The sequence below is a fragment of the Actinokineospora globicatena genome (assembly GCF_024171945.1).
GTDB classification, from domain to species: Bacteria; Actinomycetota; Actinomycetes; order Mycobacteriales; family Pseudonocardiaceae; genus Actinokineospora; species Actinokineospora globicatena.
Genome location: NZ_JAMTCR010000005.1, coordinates 219,874 through 237,876, shown reverse-complemented (window position 1 = coordinate 237,876; position 18,003 = coordinate 219,874). Strand labels below are relative to the sequence as shown.

General features: G+C 72.4%; 11 protein-coding genes and 1 tRNA gene. 7 read left to right on the top strand and 5 right to left on the bottom strand.

Features of this window, described 5'->3' with window-relative positions:
• Positions 1–442 precede the first annotated feature (442 nt).
• Positions 443–1,915: a S1 family peptidase gene (locus LV79_RS24715; protein WP_253840631.1), complete on the top strand. Its 1,473-nt coding sequence runs from the start codon at positions 443–445 to the stop codon at positions 1,913–1,915.
• 103 nt (positions 1,916–2,018) lie between these two features.
• Here LV79_RS24715 and LV79_RS34635 read toward each other — a convergent pair whose 3' ends face one another.
• Complete coding sequence (locus LV79_RS34635; RefSeq protein WP_253840630.1) at positions 2,019–3,308, bottom strand: GGDEF domain-containing protein; 1,290 nt, start codon at positions 3,306–3,308, stop codon at positions 2,019–2,021.
• 1,851 nt (positions 3,309–5,159) lie between these two features.
• Positions 5,160–6,038, bottom strand: coding sequence for an SDR family NAD(P)-dependent oxidoreductase (locus LV79_RS24705; RefSeq protein WP_301321650.1), 879 nt, complete (start codon positions 6,036–6,038; stop codon positions 5,160–5,162).
• Positions 6,039–6,455: 417 nt separating this feature from the next.
• On the opposite strand from LV79_RS24705, the gene LV79_RS24700 reads away from it, so the two are divergent.
• Entirely contained in the window at positions 6,456–7,682 is a 1,227-nt protein-coding gene (locus LV79_RS24700) for an MFS transporter (protein WP_253841188.1), read from the top strand.
• A gap of 156 nt (positions 7,683–7,838) precedes the next feature.
• On the opposite strand, the gene LV79_RS24695 is transcribed toward LV79_RS24700, so the two are convergent.
• Positions 7,839–11,318, bottom strand: a complete 3,480-nt coding sequence (locus LV79_RS24695; protein WP_253840628.1) for a tetratricopeptide repeat protein — start codon at positions 11,316–11,318, stop codon at positions 7,839–7,841.
• Between the two features lie 347 nt (positions 11,319–11,665).
• Here LV79_RS24695 and LV79_RS24690 point away from each other — a divergent pair, with 347 nt between their 5' ends.
• The 4 genes from LV79_RS24690 to LV79_RS24675 all read left to right on the top strand — a co-directional run bounded on the left by LV79_RS24690 (position 11,666) and on the right by LV79_RS24675 (position 16,937).
• Positions 11,666–13,849: a phospholipase A2 family protein gene (locus LV79_RS24690; RefSeq protein ID WP_253840627.1), complete on the top strand. Its 2,184-nt coding sequence runs from the start codon at positions 11,666–11,668 to the stop codon at positions 13,847–13,849.
• A gap of 574 nt (positions 13,850–14,423) precedes the next feature.
• On the top strand, positions 14,424–15,998 hold the full coding sequence (locus LV79_RS24685; protein ID WP_253840626.1) for an LCP family protein: 1,575 nt from the start codon (positions 14,424–14,426) through the stop codon (positions 15,996–15,998).
• Between the two features lie 120 nt (positions 15,999–16,118).
• Positions 16,119–16,574, top strand: coding sequence for a helix-turn-helix domain-containing protein (locus tag LV79_RS24680; protein ID WP_253840625.1), 456 nt, complete (start codon positions 16,119–16,121; stop codon positions 16,572–16,574).
• Between the two features lie 21 nt (positions 16,575–16,595).
• Positions 16,596–16,937: an effector-associated constant component EACC1 gene (locus tag LV79_RS24675; protein ID WP_253840624.1), complete on the top strand. Its 342-nt coding sequence runs from the start codon at positions 16,596–16,598 to the stop codon at positions 16,935–16,937.
• A 276-nt stretch (positions 16,938–17,213) separates the two neighbouring features.
• On the opposite strand, the gene LV79_RS24670 is transcribed toward LV79_RS24675, so the two are convergent.
• Positions 17,214–17,287, bottom strand: a tRNA-Leu gene (locus LV79_RS24670).
• A 101-nt stretch (positions 17,288–17,388) separates the two neighbouring features.
• On the opposite strand from LV79_RS24670, the gene LV79_RS24665 reads away from it, so the two are divergent.
• Positions 17,389–17,610 (top strand): DUF3618 domain-containing protein, encoded by a 222-nt coding sequence (locus LV79_RS24665; RefSeq protein ID WP_253840623.1) that lies wholly within the window; start codon positions 17,389–17,391, stop codon positions 17,608–17,610.
• 19 nt (positions 17,611–17,629) lie between these two features.
• On the opposite strand, the gene LV79_RS24660 is transcribed toward LV79_RS24665, so the two are convergent.
• Positions 17,630–17,944 carry a hypothetical protein gene (locus tag LV79_RS24660; RefSeq protein ID WP_253840622.1) on the bottom strand — a complete coding sequence of 105 codons (315 nt, stop codon included), beginning with the start codon at positions 17,942–17,944 and terminating at the stop codon, positions 17,630–17,632.
• Positions 17,945–18,003: the final 59 nt, after the last annotated feature.

Genomic DNA, 18,003 nt, shown 5'->3' with positions numbered 1-18,003 from the left:
CTGTCGGCACCCCCCGATAGACTGGCCCAGGGACGCCCCCCGGGATGGGTGGGGGCCGGGCCAGGCTTGGGGAGGGTCCCCGGGAGCGTCAAGGGGGTTCGCTCGAAGGTGTGGTGGCGCGCGGGATTTCGGGCGAAGCCTGGGTTAGCGCGAGGGTCGAACCTGGTCGACGGGCCAGGCCGGCGAGAGGCGGGGTTGGCATTGTGGGCGGGTGTGCGGGGAGGGCCCACGGTGGGGGCTTGAGGAGGTATGGGGAAGTGGTATGGGCCGAAGGGCTGTGATGTGGATTACCGTGCCAGGGGCCTGCTGACCGATTCGTCCGGTTGAGGGATCTTCCGGGCGGGGTTCGCGCGGGGGTCGACAGACCGGCCTAGCCAGCTGGTGGCTTCGGTGCGGGGTTGGTGGGTTCCGGACACCTCCCCCTGCACGAGGAGAACGGCCCATGGCACGGAAGATCATCGCGTTACTCTCGGCCACGGTGGCGACCGCTGGTGTCGCTGTCGCGGTCACGATGACGGCTGAGGCGGCGCCCGCACCGCCCGCGGCCTCGAACGACGGTATGCGGGCGGCGACGCAGCGCGATCTCGGTCTGTCCGCCGAGGCGGTCAGCGGTCGGCTCGGTAGTGAGGACCGGGCGGCTGGGGCTGATCGGGTGCTGCGCAAGCAGTTGGCGGCCAAGCACGGCGGTAGTTGGTACGACGCGGGTCGGGGCAAGCTCGTGGTCGCGGTCACCGACAGCGGTGCGGCGTCGACCGCGCGGGCGGCCGGGGCGGACGCGGTGCTGGTGTCGCGGACCGAGGCGCAGCTCGACGACCTCAAGGCCAGGTTGGACGCGAACCTGGCGAAGAGCCCCAAGACCGTCCCCGCCTGGTACGTGGACCTGCCCAGCAACAAGATCGTCGTCAAGTCGCGCGGTTCGGCGCTCGCCGCGGCCACGGCGTTCGTGGCGGCCAGCGGGGTCCCGGCGGACGCGGTCAGCGTGGAGGCGTCCGACGAGTCGCCGCGCAAGTTGATCGACGTGGTCGGCGGCAACGCGTACTACATCGGCAGCGGCACGCGCTGCTCGGTCGGGTTCTCCGTCAACGGCGGTTTCGTCACCGCGGGTCACTGCGGCAACACCGGCGCCAGCACGACCCAGCCCAGCGGCAGCTTCGCCGGATCCAGCTTCCCCGGCAACGACTACGCGTTCGTCCGGGTCGGCTCCGGCAACACGATGATCGGCGCGGTCAACAACTACTCCGGCGGCCGGGTCGCGGTCGCGGGCAGCACCGACGCGCCGGTCGGGTCGTCGATCTGCCGCTCCGGGTCCACCACCGGGTGGCGCTGCGGCACCATCCAGGCCCGCAACTCCTCGGTCACCTACCCCGAGGGCACCATCACCGGCCTGATCCGCACCAACGCCTGCGCCGAGCCGGGCGACTCGGGCGGCTCGGCCATCTCGGGCAGCCAGGCCCAGGGCGTCACCTCGGGCGGCTCCGGCAACTGCTCGTCGGGCGGCACGACCTACTTCCAGCCGGTCAACGAGATCCTGCAGGCCTACGGCCTGAGCCTGGTCACCAACGGCGGGACCCCGCCGACCACCACCCCACCCACGACCAACCCGCCGGGCAACTGCACCGGCACGACCTACACCGGCAGCCTCGCCAGCGGCGGTAGGGCCGTGCAGCCGAACAACAGCTACTACCAAACGACCGTGACCGGCGCGCACCGCGGCTGCCTGACCGGTCCTTCCGGTACCGACTTCGACCTGTACCTGCAGAAGTGGAACGGCAGCACGTGGGCGAACGTCGCCAGCGGCTCCACTCCGTCCAACTCGGAGTCCGTGTCGTACACGGGCACCGCCGGGTACTACCGCTGGCAGGTCCACGCCTACAGCGGCTCCGGCTCTTACGCCCTGCGGGCGTCCCGCCCGTAATCCCCGCTAGTCCGAACCGAACAGTGGAAGCCGGTCCCCCGGGGCCGGCTTCCCGCATGTCGGGACACGACCGGGTAGGACTTGGGCCACACCAGGGCGGGCGTCAGAGGGCGGCGTCGGCGCTCTGGTCGGCCGCGCGGACCTGGTTGCGGCCGCCGTGCTTGGCCTCGTAGACGGCGGCGTCGGCGTGGCGCATCAGGGTGTCCAGGTCGGCGGTGCCCGCGGCGGCGGCCACCCCGATCGAGGTGGTGCGGTCGCTGATGACCACCGGCTGGCCGCGCTTGTCGGTGGCGGCGACCTGCATGGCGGCCACCCCCCGGCGGATCCGCTCGGCGACCTGGATGGCGCCGTCGAGGTCGGTGTCGGGCAGCAGCAGGATGAACTCCTCGCCGCCGAAGCGGCCGACGACATCGCCCTGGCGGGTGGTCTCGCGCAGCACCCGGCCGACCGCGCGGAGCACCGCGTCGCCAGCCGGGTGGCCCCAGGTGTCGTTCACCAGCTTGAAGTGGTCCAGGTCGAGCACCGCGACCGAGAGCGTGGTGCGCAGCCGCGCCGAGCGGGCCAGCTCACGGGCCGCCTGCTCGTGCCAGCCGCGGCTGTTGAGCAACTGGGTCTTGTGGTCGGTGCGGGCGTCGCCGCGCAGGTTCTCGATCTGCAGCGCGCCCCAGTCCAGCGCGCACAGCAGCGGCACCACGAACAGCGGCGCCAGCCAGGCGTGCGCGATGGCCAGCGCGGCGAGCGCGCCGAGGCACACCGTCAGCGCGGCCATGGCGTTGTCGCGCCGCGAACCGGCCACGACCGTCCAGGTCGGCTGCGGCGCCGAGAGCGCGATGACGCCGCCGATGGCGATCGCGTTGATCACGAAGTAGGTCAGGCCCGCCAGCGCGAGCACCAGCGCCTCGCGGGCGCCGAACGCGCTGGTCATGTCCACCCCGGCCAGCCGGACCACGGCCAGCGACCCGAGCGCGGCGAGCAGGATGCCCGCGGTGCCGAAGGTGTACCGGTAGAGCGGTCGGCGGGCCACCGGGTAGAGCTGCACGCGCAGCAGCAACATCGACAGCACGGCCATCCACGCCGGGAGCAGGACCATCGCGGGCAAGATCCACACGACACTGGTGTCCATGTGCGGACCGGTGCCGCTGTCGCGCCTGGTCTCCTCCGTGCGCCGCGACAACCACAGGTGCAGCGCGCCCGCGCCGACGAGCACCCCGAACCAGCGCCAATCCGCGCGCGTCGGTGGTAGGTCAGTGAGGCAGGCGACGACGACCGCGATGGCGGCGAGGAGTTCGAAGATGATCACATAGCGGCGGGCGCCGGTCGAGAGCGACCACAGGCCCCACGAGCGGACCCACCGCCAAGACGAAGGGTGTTCAGTGCGCAGCGAGTCGGTCACACTTAGCCGTGAACGGATCCAGCGCCAGCCTCCCCCGCGCGGCGCAGACCCCGGCGCGCCAACGCCGGTGCCGCCACGGTTGCGATTCGCCGCCGCGGCGTCACCTTCCGGCCTGTCGAACGTTTCGTCCAGCGTGGATCCCCTTGGAGGTGTGTCCGATGCGCTCGCGTGACCAGTGACGTTACCGCCCAGCACGTGCGCGCCCACCGACCGCGCAGGGTGAACGTCCCTGTCGGCAGCGTGGCGGTTCCCAGCGTACCTATCGGCAGCGTCCACATCGAGCAAAGGAGTCGCGGCAGATGCGTTCTCGCGATTGGTGACCCCGTCCGACCCCACGGCCCGACCCAGCGAAGGAGAGCCCGATGCGCTCACGCGACTGGTGACCCCGGCAGTGACCCCCGCCCCGTCGACCACCGAAGGAGCCCCGGATGTCTCGCGATTGGTGACCACATCCTCACCCTCAGCCACTGTCCTGACTGGAGAACAAGGAGCCCCCGATGTCCCGTGACTGGTGACCACAGCCCCAACGCCACCCACCGTCCCAAGAGGAACAGGAGCCGCGGATGTCTCGCGATTGGTGACCACAGCGTCAGCCACAACCACCGACCCGACCGGAGAAGGAGCACTCGATGTCTCGCGACTGGTGACCACCTCAGCGCCCACCCCAACAACCTCGGACGGAGCCCCAGATGTCTCGCGATTGGTGATCACGCCCCCCGCGTCCACCCCAGCTACCGCAGAAGGAGCCGCAGATGTCCCGCGACTGGTGACCACGACCCCCACGCCATTCCCCGCTACCGCAGAAGGAGCAGCGCATGTCTCGCGATTGGTGACCACAACCCCAGTGCCATCCCCAGCGACAGCAGAAGGAGCCGCAGATGTCCCGCGACTGGTGACCACAGCCCCCACGCCATCCCGCTCAGCAGCAGAAGGAGAACCCGATGTCTCGCGACTGGTGACCACTACCCCGCCATCAAGTACCCCGCCATCAAGCCCGTCGACGCCCCGAGGAGCAGCACATGTCTCGTGACTGGTGACCACCTCAGCCCCGACCCCAGCGACAGCAGAAGGAGCAACGGATGTCCCGCGACTGGTGAACGCAGCGTCAACCCCAGCCACAGCCCCGACCGGAGAAAGAGGAGCGCCCGATGTCACGCGACTGGTGACCACAGCCCCACCGTCAAGCCCAGCAACGACCGAAGGAGCCGTGGATGTCCCGCGATTGGTGAGCTCAGCGTCGACCACTCCCGCCGACCCAACCCGAGGAGCACCCAGTGTCCCGTGATTGGTGAGCACGTCGAGATCGTCCACTTCGACCGGTGTCCCGGTCCGACCGTCCACAGCGGCCGCGGCGGTAACCCCGCCCGCCCCGACGGCGATGTCCCCGTTGCCCCCGGCAGCGCGATCCCCTCGATCCCCAGTGTCCCCACCGGAAAACGGCGGCACGCCGGAGCGCGGCGCGTCGTGCGCGTCGCCACGATCGGTGAGCCCCAACGCCTCGCCCTCCTTCCTCCGCGCCGCGAGCGAGCGTCCACTGAGACGTCCGCGCGCCCGGGGGGTTGTGTCCGGACCCGGGCACCCGGCCCGGCGTGGTCGCCGGGCACTCGCCGATAACATCGCCGACCGCTCACGCGGTGTGTCATTCGGGCCGTGCTGGACCCGCGTGACCGTTCCGCGTGCCACTGTCCCCACGGTACGTCCTGCGCCGACAGTAGCGACCCCGCTACGCCAAGCAGCGCCCGAATGGAGCACGACACTACTCGGACGTGTCGACTACTCGATTACGGCGTTCGCCACCGCCGCGCAGCGCCCGATAGAGGGAATTGATCACTCTCCCGCGCGGGTGGCCGATTACGCGCTGCGCACGGGGGTCAGCCACTTGCGCAACCGCGGCGACAACCGCTTCTCCAACCCGTAGGGCTCCAGGTGGCCGCCGAACACCTCGGCGAACGCGGTCGCGACGCTGTCGACGTCCCAGGCGTCGCGGTGCAGGATCGGCGCCTTGAGGTACGGCTGGCCGACGATGTGCAACTCCGGTCCGGTGCACCGGACAACCTGCCCGGTGATGCCAGCCGAGCGCTCGTCGAGCAGGAAGTGCACCAGCGGCGCCACGAGGTCCGGGGTGCGTTCGGGCGGTGTGTGCCGCGATGCCCGTTCCGAGGTCCACACCATCCTGGTGTACGCCTTCGGGCAGACCGCGTTCACCCGGATGCCGCAGTCCTCCAGGTCCAGCGCCCAGGACGCGGTGAGCGAGGACACAGCGCCCTTGGTGGCCGCGTAGGTCGCGATGGTGCGCTGGCCGAGCGCCGCGCCGGAGGAGATGTTGACGATCGCGCCGCCGCCCGCCGCCCGCATCCGCCGGATCGCGGCCAGTCCGGTGTAGATCACGCCGAGCACGTTCACCTCGACCACCGCACGGGCCCGCGCCGGGTCGTCGTCCCACGGCAGCGCCTCGTAGGTCAGGCCCGCGTTGTTGACCAGCCCGTGGACCGCGCCGAACTCCGCCGCGCACAGCGCCACGATGGCCTCGGCCTGCTCGGGGTCGGCCACGCTGTGCCCGCTGGCCACCGCGGCGCCCCCGTCGCGGCGGATCCGCTCGGCCACCCTGGTCGCCTGGGCCTCGTCGACGTCGTTGACCACGACGGCCGCGCCCGCCCGCGCCAGGTGCGCCGCGAACGCCTCCCCGAGTCCGCGCCCGGCCCCGGTCACCACCACAGCCTTGCCGTCCATGCCGTCCACCCCTCGCCGCCCCGATCCCCGCGGCGGACGAGCGCCCGCCGCGGTGGCGGTCACACCGCCACAAGCTGACGCCAGTGTTGGGTACTCGGTCACCACCGCGGGGTGCCCCGCGACGAGCGGCGAGGCGGCTGCGCCGAACGCGGTGGGCCATTCAGCCCGCGGGTAGTCGCCGACCGATCGGACCGGTTGCGCCGGACGGGCGCATCAGCGGGTTTTCCGGGTCCTTGGTGCTTCACCTGTGCCGATCCGGCGCCGATACTGCCGGTACTCTGTGCGACGCCGCGATGACCGAGCGGCGGCAGGCACCGGGTTCACCGCCCCCAGACCCAGGGACGCGGAGGATGGGAGTCAGCCAGCGGGCCACGAACCCGCCGGACGGGAGCACACGTGAGCCGAGCAGCGCCGAGCATGGTCGCGGTTCTTCGGAACCGGGAGTTCCGCGCGCTGTGGATCTCCGAGGCGGTGTCGGTCGCCGGTGACCAGCTGACCCGGGTCGCCCTGGCGATCCTGGTGTACCAGCGCACCGGCTCGGCCTTCTACTCCGCGGGCATCTACGCGTTGACGTTCCTGCCCGCGCTGGCCGGTGGCCTCGGGCTCTCGCAGCTGGCCGACCGCTACCGGCGCCGCACGCTGATGGTGGTGTGCTCGGTCATCCAGGCCGTGGTGGTCGCGACCATGGCGATCCCGCACGTGCCGCTGTGGGTGCTGTTCGTGCTGGTCATCATCGTGCCGATGGTGCAGTCGCCCGCGCTGGCCGCGCAGAACGCCACCACGCGCGAGGTGTTCGCCGACGACGACGCCCTCTACCTGCGCAGCCAGGACCTGCGGGGCATCTCCACGAACACGATGATGCTGCTCGGGCTCGGCGGCGGCGGGCTGCTCATCGCGGCCATCGGCACCACGACGACGCTGCTCATCGACGCGGGCACCTTCACCATCGCGGCCATCCTGGTGCAACGCGACGTCCGCAACCGGCCACCCGCGGGGTCCAAGGACGACGGCTGGTTCGACGGCGCCAAGTGGGTCTTCAGCGACCGCAAGCTCCGCGTGCTCTTGTCCCTGTCGTGGCTCGTCGGCCTTGCCGTGATCCCCGAGGGTCTAGCCGCTCCCCTGGCGATGGAGGCCGGGGCGCCGCCGGAGTCAGTGGGCTGGTTATTGGCGGCGGACCCGCTCGGCTTCATCCTGGGGACGTTCCTGATCTCGCACTTCGTGCCCGACCGGCACCGGGTCAAGCTGGTGGGCGTGCTGGCCACGGCCTCGGTCGGCGTGCTGGTGCTTTTCGCGGTCAAACCGAGCCTGGTCGTCGCGCTCGTGCTGCTGGGGCTGGCCGGGATGGTCGGCGCCTACCAGATCACCGTGATGGCCGTGTTCAACTCGCTGGTCCCCAACGAGATCCGCGGCGGCGCGTTCGGCGCGGCCCGCACGGGGCTGCGGGTGTCGCAAGGTCTGGGGGTCGCCGCCGGTGGACTGGTGGCGGAGCTGATCGGCTCCGCGATGAACACGGTGGCTTTGGCGGGGTTGCTGGGTGTGGTGCTGGCGGTGCCGTTGGCGGTGTCGTGGTCGAGGTTGCAGCGCACCCCCGCGGAGGCGGCGGGGCGGGCGGCGGCTGAGGCGGGGCGGCAGGAGGCGGCGTAGGTCTCGGGTGGGTCTACCTCCCCCACACAGCAAGTCCGCCCCATCGAGCATTTGGATGGCGCCCCTTGGTGGAGCGTGTGGGGGCCAACGTCGTCGGCGGGTGCCCAGGGGCCAACGTTGTGGGGTCTTCGCCCGTCTTGGCAGGTTGGGTGGGTGTCAGTCGGCGCTGAAGGTGGCTAGGAGGGCGCGGACGTGGGCGCCTTCGGGGACGCCTAGGCGTTCGAAGACGGGGAGGGCGGCGCGCCAGTCTGAGACAGCGCCTGGGCGGTCGCCGTCCAGTTGGCGGACGAGGGCGCGGACGTGGCGGGCGCGGGCTTCGGCGAGGCGCTGGCCGCTGCGTTGGGCGATTTCCAGGCCGCGTTCGACGTGTTCGGTGGCGCGTTCGGCGTCGCCGCCGTCGAGGTGGGCGTGGGCTACCTCGGTGAGGGCCCTGGCTTCCAGCAGCCGCATGCCGGTGTCGCGCATGAGGGCCAGGGCGCCGCTGCCGTGTTCGATGGCTGAGCGCGGGTCGCCGGTGCGGCGGTAGAGGGCGCACAGGCCGGTGAGGACCGAGGCCTCGCCGAAGCCGAAGCGGATCTCGCGGGCCAGGCCGAGGGCGCGGGTGTAGTGGGTGGCCGCCGATGACCACTCCCCCGTGCGCTGCTGGATGGTGGCCAGGATGTCCAGGCCGCTGACCTCGTGCCTGCGCTCGCCGAGTTGCCTGCCCGCGTCCATGGCCTTGCGGACCTGGGCGGCCGAGGTCGCGTAGTCACCGGCGTCGCACCCGGTCTCGGCCAGGCAGATGAGCATGCTGACCTCGCCGTGGCGGTAGCCGTACCGGCGGCAGATGGCCATACCTTCGCGGTAGCGCTGTGCGGCCTTCGGTAGGTCGCCCATCGCCCATAGAGCCAATCCGAGGCCTTGGCACGCGGCGGCTTGGACGTGCCGGTTGCCGATGCGGGTACTGAGCTCCAACGCCTCGGTGTGCCGCTCGATGGCCTGTTGCGGTCGACCCAGGGATAGCGCTGTCCCGCCGAGGTAGTTCAAGGCGCCCGCCTCGCCGAAGCGGTTACCGATGACGCGGTTCAGGTCCAAGGCCTGCTCATAGAAGGACGACGCCTGCGCGGGCTGTCCGAGTTGGGAGTGCGCACGGCCCAGGTTGTGCAGTGCGGCCGCCTCCACGATCCGGTTGCCGGTGGACTGGCTCAGCTCTAGCGCCCATCGGTGGCTCTCGATCGCGGCGACGTAGTCACTGAGGTTGGTGTGGATCAAGCCGAGCAGGTCGTGCACAGAGGCCTCTGCGTCCAGGTTCTTAGCGCCCCTGGCCGCGGCAAGAGCGGCGTGGCCGACCGCGAGTCCGTCGGCGCCGTGGCCCCGGTTCCAGAAGTACGGCCGCAGCGCCTCCGCGAAGCGCCACGCGTACCGGTGCAGGCCGAGCCCGGACGCGGCGGTGGCGGCGGCGACCAGGTTCGCGCGCTCGGCGTCGAGCCAGGCGATGGCCTTGTCCTCCGAGCCGTGCTCGGGCATCGCGCCGACCCGCCACAGCACCGCGCTGTGCGCCTCGATCTCGCGCAGGTAGTGGTCGAACAGCGCGACCACGGCGGTGACCCGGTCGGTCTCGGCGTCCTCCGCGTCCGCGCGGCCGGAGGCGTACTCGCGCAACAGGTCGTGGAAGGTGTAGCGGCCCCTGGCGTGCTCGCGGATCAGGTTGCCGTGGTCGAGCACCCGCAGCAGCCGGGTCGCGTCGTTGAGCGCGAGCCCGCTGAGCTCCGCGGCGGCCTCGGCGTCGACGTCCGCGCCGGGCACCACACCGAGCAGCCGGAACAACCGGCGCGCGGCGGGGACCAGCTTCTCGTAGGACAGGTCGAAGGCCGCGCGGACCGCGCCCGACTCGTCGCCCGCCACCGTCAGCCCGGACATCCGGCCGCGTTCGCGCAACTCACGGGTGTAGTCGGCGATGCTGATCAGCGGCCGGATGGCCAGGTTCGCGCCCGCGATGCGCAGCGCGAGCGGCAGGTGCCCGCAGATGGCGGCCATCTCCGCGGCCGCGTCCGGCTCGCGGCGCATCCGGCCGACGCCGACCAGCCTGCCGAGCAGGTCGACCGCCTCGGCCGGGTCGAGCACGTCGAGCGGCACCTGGTGCGCGCCGTCCTGCGCGGTCAGCCCGGTGAGCCGGTCGCGGCTGGTCACCAGGACCAGGCAGCCCGAGGAGCCGGGCAGCAGCGGCCGCACCTGCTCGGCGGTCGCGGCGTTGTCCAGCAGCACCAGCACCCGCTTGCCGGTCAGCAGCGTCCGGTACAGGCCGGCGGCCTCGTCCGGGTCGATCGGCACCCGCTCGGGGGCGACGCCCAGCGCGTGCAGGAACCGGACCAGCACCTCCTGGGTGGTCAACGGGGTTCCCGAGGCGTAGCCGTGCAGGTTGACGCTGAGCTGGCCGTCGGCGAACCGGTCCCGCGCGCGGTGCGCCCAGCGCAGCGCCAGGGCCGTCTTGCCGACCCCGGCGGTGCCCGAGAGCGCGACGATCGCGACGCCGGGGCTGCCCTCGACGTGGTCGAGCAGGTCGTCCAGGTCGGTCAGCGGCTGGGCCCGGCCGACGAACCCGGGGGTCTCGGCGGGCAGCTGCGCCGGGGGCCGCTGGGCGACCGGCTCGGGCAGGGTGGGCGGCGGCGGGCGGTCGCGCAGCACCCGCAGGTGGGCGTCCTGGATCTCGAGGCCTGGCTCGACGCCGAGCTCGTCGTCGAGCCGGGTGCGGATGTCGGCGAACACCCGCAGCGCCTCGGCCTGCTCGCCGGTCCCGGCCAGGCCGAGCATCAGCCGCGCGTGCAGGCCCTCGTGCAGCGGCTCCTCGTGCGCCAGCGACCGGATGCCCGCCACGACCCTGGCGTGCCTGCCCAGCGACAGCGCGACGTCGGCGTGGGTGAGCGCGACCTCGCGGCGCCGGGCGGTCAGCGCCACCGCGGCGGGGTGCTTGCGCAGCCGGGTCGGCAGGTCGGCCAGCACCGGACCGCGCCAGCAGGCCAGCGCCTCGTCGAGCAGGTCGGCGGCCTGGTCGGGGTCGGTGCCGCGGACCAGCCTGGCCCGGCGCACCAGGTCCTCGAAGCGCAGCGTGTCGAGCTGGTCGGGCCGGACGCTGAGCTTGTAGCCCGCCGGGGTCGCCGCGATCACGCCGGTGTTGCGCTTGCCCGCGGCGACCATCGCCCTGCGCAGCCGCGACGCGTAGGTGTGGATCAACCCGAGGCTGCTCTCCGGCGGGTCGTCGCCCCACAGCACGTCGACGATCTCCTCGCGGCTGACCGGCCGGTTGGGGTGCAGCGCGAGCAGGGCGAACAGGATGCGCTGCTTGAGCGCCCCGACGGTGACCTCCTTCTCGCCCTGGGCCACGGTGAACGAGCCGAGCACGCCGAGCACGAGGTGGGTGCTGCGCGGCGGCCTGGCCGGGGCGGCGGCGCCGTCGGCGAGCGCCTCCGGGGTGACGCCGAGCGCGGTGGCGAGCCTGCGCAGCGAGTCCGCGCGCGGCATGCCGACCTCGCCGCGCTCGATGTAGCGCAGCGCCCGCACGCTCACCCCCGAGCGCTCGGCGAGCTGCTGCTGGGTGAGACCCACCCGGGTCCGGTGCGAGCGGAGCAGATCACCGAAGGCACCGGACGGGTCGACCATCTGCGTCCCTTTCGCCTCGCTCGCGCACCGCGGGCACTGCCGCCGGAGTTGCCGCCGGATGGGCACAAGACTTGCCGGTTGCCCATCGTAGTGCATCCGCTACCGGGATCCGCCCTGGTCGGCGGCACTGTTGCCGGTCCAGGTCGCGGCAGTGCGCGGTACAGGCAGGATGCCAGGGCAGGCCGTAGCGTGTGAAGTCGGGGGACCGGAGGTCCGCGGGGGGACCTTTCGTGGCGCGGCGTCCTGGGGGTGCGCCGTGCCACGGTCCCGGTTCACCCCCTAGCGCCTTTCCGCCCTCCCCGCATCCCGGGCGGCGGTAGCCTCCCCGGGGTGGGGAACCTGCCATCGTGACGGCGACCATCGCGGCACCGCCGAGGACCGAGCAGCCCGAGCACCGGCCGCCGGTGCGGCTGCGCGGCAGGGTGGGCTGGCTCGTGCTGGTGGTCCTGGTGGCCGCCGGGTACGGCATCGTGGTGTCGCGCGCGCCCAATGAGCCGACCGCGCCGCCGACCGGTGACGTCGCCAAGGCCGCTGCCGCCGTCGACGCGCTGCTCGACCCGAGGTCCGGGCGAGACCCGATCGCGTTGCTGCCCGCCGACTTCACCCAGGTGACCGGGGTCGTGCCCGGCAGGCTGACCGCCCCCGACGGCACCAGGCGCGCGGTCCACGTCGACGGCGGGTGCTCGGCGCCGTGGGGCGAGGACAACTCACGCTGGGACTTCTCCGCGGGCTGCAAGGCCCACGACTTGGGCTACGACCTGCTGCGGTACGCCTCGGCCAAGGGGCAGCCGCTGGGCCCTGGGCCGCGCCGGGCGCTCGACGACCGGTTGGCCACCGACATGCACCGGCAGTGCGAGCTCAACCCGCGCGGGGCGCCGGGGACCTGCCAGTTGGTCGCGTCCCTCTACGCGGCCGGGCTGGTGGCGAACTCGTGGCACCAGCGCTGGGGTCCGCCGCGGGCCGAGCCGATCGGCACCTGGGTGGTGGCGCTGCTGGTCGTGGCGCTGCTACTGGCCGTGCGGGTGCCCGCGTTCGCCCGCCGCCGGACCGGGGTGCCGCGTGGCGCCGCGCCGGTCGGTGAGCGGGCCAGGGACCGCGCCGGGTACCTGGGGATGCTGCGGGTGGTGAGCCTGGCCGGGGTCGTGGTGGCCGAGTCGGCGCTGGCGTTCGCGCCGCTGCTGGGCGCCCGCGTCGGCGCGCTGTGGCCGCTGACCTGGCTGTTGCAGCTGGTGCCGCTGTTCTTCTTCGCCGGTGGCGACTCCAACCTGCTGGCCTGGCGGGCCGCGCTGGCCGACGGGTCCGGCTACGGCGGCTACGTGGCCGGGCGGGTGTGCTGGCTGATCCGGCCGGTGCTGGCGTTCGTCACCGCGTGGCTGGTGGTGCCGCTCTCCCTCGACCTGCTCGACGCCTCCGACGCCGCCGTGGACGCGTTCACCCGGTTGATCACCCAGCCGCTGTGGTTGCTCGGCCTATATCTGCTGGTGGTCGGCCTGACCCCGGCGATGCACTGGTTGCACCGGCTGGCACCCGTCGGCACCCCGGTCGCCCAGGCCCTCGTGGTCGCCGGGCTCGGGCTGTTCGGCACCGGCACCACCGCCGCGTACGCCGGGGGGATCGTGCTCGCCGCGCTGTTCGGGCAGCTGTCGATGCACTACGCCGACGGCTCGTTCGACCACCTCCCACGCCACGCCCTGCCCGTGGTGGCCGCCTGCGCGCTGGTGTGCCTGGTCCTGCTGACCACCGTCGGCGGCCACGACAAAGCGCTGATCGCGGTCCCGGCGGGGACGGCCAGCTTCGTGCCGTCGGCCCTGGGCGTGCTGCTGATCGGGCTGGTCCAGGTGTGCCTGGTGGTGGCGCCCGGGCACGACCGGGTGCGGGGGATCGCGCACGGCGGCGTGGCCAGAGCGGTGCACCGCGTGCGCGCCGCGCCGATGACGGTCTACCTGGTGTACCTGTGCGCGATGCTGCTGCTGGCCGGGATCATCGGCGCCGCGTCGAGCACCGGGTTGCCCGGCACCGTGCTGACCTGGGCGGGCCAGCCGCGCACGCTGCTGGCGCTGGTGCTGCTCGCCGTGCCGACCGTGCTGGCGTTCCTGCTGTTCGAGCGGCGCGGCCGGGGCGGTCCGGGCACCCTCACGCCGCGGGACCTGCCGGTGAGCCGGTGGGACCCGGTCGCCGCCGCGCTGGGCACCGGGTACGGGGCGCTGGGCATCATCGGGTTCGCGCTGAGCGGGCTCACCGGCGCCCACCACGGCCCGGTCCTGCTCGGCCTGTCCGTCGACCCGATGACCAGCGCCATCCACCTGCTGCTCGGCTGGTACCTGCTGCACGCGGTGCGCGTGGGCAGCACCGCGACGGCGTGGCCGTGGCTGGTGACCGCCGTCGCCTGCCTGCCGCCGATGGGTGCGGCGCTGCGCCCGGGGGCCGCGGTGTACTGGGCGACCATCGCGGTCGCGCTCGCCGTGTTCGCGATCAGAGTGGTGTCGTGGGCCAACCGCAGGTCACGCGCGGCGCGACGGGTCGGGGCATGACTCGATAGGGGCGTGCTGCGCGGAGTGGGACGCGTGCCGTGCCGGGTGGGACGCCCGGATATGTCACGCTACGGACAACCTGGGACACCCCGCGCACGTCTTCACTAGCACCGGCGGTCGAGCGCGCCCAGGGCCGACCGGCGTCAGCCGACAGGGAGGAGCGGGCGTGGAGTACCGGCCACCGAGGCCAGGCGATCGCGCGGGATCGGGTGGACGACCCGTGCCCCCGCGCGCCCCGGCCCCAGGCAGGCGCGTCCCCCCGCCCGGCAACCCGCGAGCCGACCAACCCAGGGCGCGCGACGGCCAGGACCGCGACGTCGAACGCGGGTTCCGCGCCGAGCGGGACGCGCCGAGGTCACGGCCGGAGCGGCCGCGCCAGGACGTGGCCCGTGAGCGCGGTGCCCGGGACGAGCGCGCACCCCGTGCCGCCGCACCCCGTGCCGACGGTGCCCGTCGACCCCGCCCGGAGGCTGGACGCGGTGAGGACCGCGCGCGCCGGGACAGTGCTGGTCGAGACAGCGGCAGTCGGGACAGCGCGCCCCGGAGCAGTGCCAGCAGGGACCGGGATGGCGCCGTGCGCACCCGGGAGCCGGTGCGCCGCGGTGAGGGGTCCGAGCCGCGCAAGCGCGTGTCCGGGGTCGCCCCGACCGAGCGGATCCGGCCGAAGACCAGGCAGAGCACCCGCGCGCCGCGCAAGCCCGCCGCGGGGTTGGTCGTCGGCCGCACGGCGGTCGCGCTGCTCTCGGCGGTCGTGCTGGTCGCGACCGGCTACTACTGGCGGGTAACCGACTCGTTCTCCGACGGGGTGACCACGGCCAACGTCGTGGAGGACACCGGGGAGAAGCCCGCCGACGGCGCGGTGGACATCCTGATGGTCGGCATGGACAGCCGCACCGACGCCCAGGGCAACCCGCTGTCGAAGGAGCAGCTGGCGATGCTCAACGGCGGCAAGTCCGACGGCGAGATCAACACCGACACGCTGATCATGATCAGGATCCCGAACGACGGCGGCAAGGCGGTCGGCGTCTCGATCCCGCGCGACTCCTACGTCGACATCCCCGGCTACGGCAAACACAAGATCAACTCCGCCTACGGCCGGGCGAAGCTGGCCGCGCGCGGCAGGCTGCAGAAGGAGGGCGTCTCCGAGCAGAAGGAGCTCGAGCGCCGGTCCAACGAGGAGGGCGCCAAGAGCCTGATCGCCACGATCACCAAGCTCACCGGCGCCACCATCGATCACTACGCCGAGGTCAACCTGCTCGGCTTCTACGACATCACCAACGCCATCGGCGGCGTCGAGGTGTGCCTGAAGAAGGCCACCAAGGACGCGCTGTCCGGCGCGAACTTCCCGGCCGGGGTGCAGACCCTGCAGGGGGTGCAGGCGCTGCAGTTCGTCCGGCAGCGGCACGGGTTGCCCAACGGCGACATCGACCGGATCACCCGGCAGCAGACCTTCATGAGCGCGATGGCCAAGAAGATGATCTCCGGCGACGTGCTGGCGCCCGGTTCCCAGGTGCTCGACCAGCTCAAGACCGCCATCGGCAAGTCGGTGGTGCTGGACAAGAACTGGGACATCATGCGGTTCGCCCAGCAGATGATCTCGGTGACCGGCGGCTCCGTGGGCTTCGAGACGATCCCGATCGTCACCATCGACCTGGACACCCCCAACGACGGTTCGGCCGTGCAGGTCGACCCGACCGCGGTCAGGCAGTTCGTCACCGGGCTGCTGACCGGGGGCGGGGCCCCACCGCCGACCAGCGGTGGCGCGCCGTCCGGGCAGGCGCCGTCGACCAAGCCGACGGTGACCGTGCTCAACGGGTCCGGCCGCACCGGCCTGGCCGCCGAGGTCGCCGACACCCTGGAGAGCCAGGGCTTCCCGACCGCCCCGACCGGCAACGCCGCGGCCAGGTCGAAGACAGTGGTGCGCTACGCCAAGGGCGAGGAGTCGGGCGGCACCGCGGTGGTCGACGCGCTGGGCGGCAAGGCCACCAGCGAGGCCGACGCGAACCTGGGCAAGGGCAAGGTGACCGTCATCATCGGCAAGGACTTCAGCACCACTGCCAGTACCCCCGGGGAGCGGCTGGCGGGTGCGCCGTTGCTCGACCTGGGTGCCCGCGCCGCGGTGCAGACCGGACCTCCGTGTGTGAACTGAGGTTTTCGCCCTCACTCGATCGGAGCAACTTCGCCGAACCCGCGTCAGGGTGACGGGGTTGGTCACTTCCTGTGGTGGAGGCGCCGGTCTGGGACGGCGCCGGTCGAGGAGGGGCTGAACTTGCGCATCGAAGCGGCGACCTACCAGCGGGTGCTCGGCGACGAGATCCGCAGGCTGCGCAAGCAGCGGGGCTGGACCCGCAAGGAGCTCAACGGCAGGCTGCAGAGCGAGATCTCGCTGCAGACCCTGGCGACCTACGAGCTGGGTACCCGGCAGTGCTCTGTGGTGCGGTTCGTGGAGATCTGCGTGGCGCTCGAGGCGCTGCCGCACGACCTGATGGCCAGGGTGCACGACCGGGTGTTCGCGGACACGCCGCTGGGCCGGGTCCGGGTGGACCTGCACGCCGCGGCGGCCGATGACCGCCCGCAGCTGATGCCGCTGCGCCGGTGGGCGGCGGAGCTGCTGGCCGAGCAGGACGAGGTGCACCTGGACGTCTCGGCGCTCGACCGGTTGGCCGAGCTGTGCGGGATGGACACCATCGAGCTCATCGCGCACATCAGGGGCCTGTCGGAGTGATCGCCTACGTACACTGGACGGGTGACTGAGGCCGCACTGACGGGTGCCGACGACGACCTGCGCGAGCTGGCGAACTGGCTGCGCGACGAGGACGAGTTGCGCGGACGGGTCCGCCTGCGCAACGCCCCCGTCCGCGAGGGCGACATGGGCGTCGGCATCGACGCCCTCACCATCGCCCTGGGCAGCGGCGGCGCGGGCACCGTCCTGATCCGCTCCGTCCTGACCTACCTGACCACCCGCCGCAAGGCCGTGGTGGTCGACCTGGAGCTCAAGGACGGCGACAAGTCCTTCTCCGCCAAACTCACCAACGAGTCCCACCTGGACGAAGTCCTAGCCCAAGCAGACAAGTTCTTCCACCCCTAACCCCCACCCCGACACCCGTCGCCCTGGGCAACACCCCCGCCCCCACACCCAATGCGAGGGCCCCCAGGCCCAAGCGACCCACCACCGAGTCCAATGCGAGGGCCCCCCGGCCCGAGCGACCCCATCGCTGAGTCCAATGCGAGGGCCCCCCGGCCCGAGCGAACCCCGCTGGTTCGCGACCACTCGCACCGTCGGGGCTCCGGGGGCTCGGCCCCCGGGAGAAATGACGAGCGACCCAGTCCACGCGTTCTGTGGACATGGGTCGCCCTGAGCTCGTGGGGCCGGAGAGACTCGAACTCTCACTGGCACGGACCTAAACCGTGTGCCTCTGCCAATTGGGCTACGGCCCCCGGGTAGCGTTGACAGCCTAAACGGCGTGGCCCGTGCTTGGTTCGGGTGGTCGGTGATCTACCGTTGGTCCCACCGGTAGCTGGGTTGCGAGGAGGATGCAGTGGCGCGGGATCCCGACACCATCCAGCGTGAGATCGAGCAGGCGCGTGATGCCCTGGCGGCGACGTTGGACCAGCTCAGCGTGAAGGCCAGCCCGAAGCGGTTGGTGGAGGGCGCGAAGTCCAGTGCGCGGTCGCGGTTGGACGACCCGAAGGTGCGCTACGCCCTGATCGGGGTCGGTGTGCTGGTGGGCCTGCTCGTGGTGCGCCGGATCTTCCGCTAGTCGGTCCCGGCGCTCCCGGTCAGGCCATGGCGGCCGGGGGCGGCACGGGGGCCTTGTCGGCGCGGGCTTGGGCGGGGATGGTCGCCACCGGCTCGGCCAGGCCGAGCCGGGCGGTGAGGTAGGCGGCGGTGAACCCGACCGCGTCCCCGTCGAGGGTGTGCACGACGGTCCGCTTCTTGTCCCCGGCGAGCATGTCCTCGATCAGCTCGTCGGCGCGGTCGCGGGCGGTGACGAGGTCTGGCGCGGTCGCGGTCTTGGTCTGGCCTTTGGCCCTGACCTCGACGGTCCAGTCGGTGCCGCGCGCGGTGTAGTTGGCCAGGATCGGTTCGTACATGGCTCGCCCCTCCTGCTCCGGTGCGTCGCGGGGAGGCGAGGCGTGCGTCCCCACGTGCG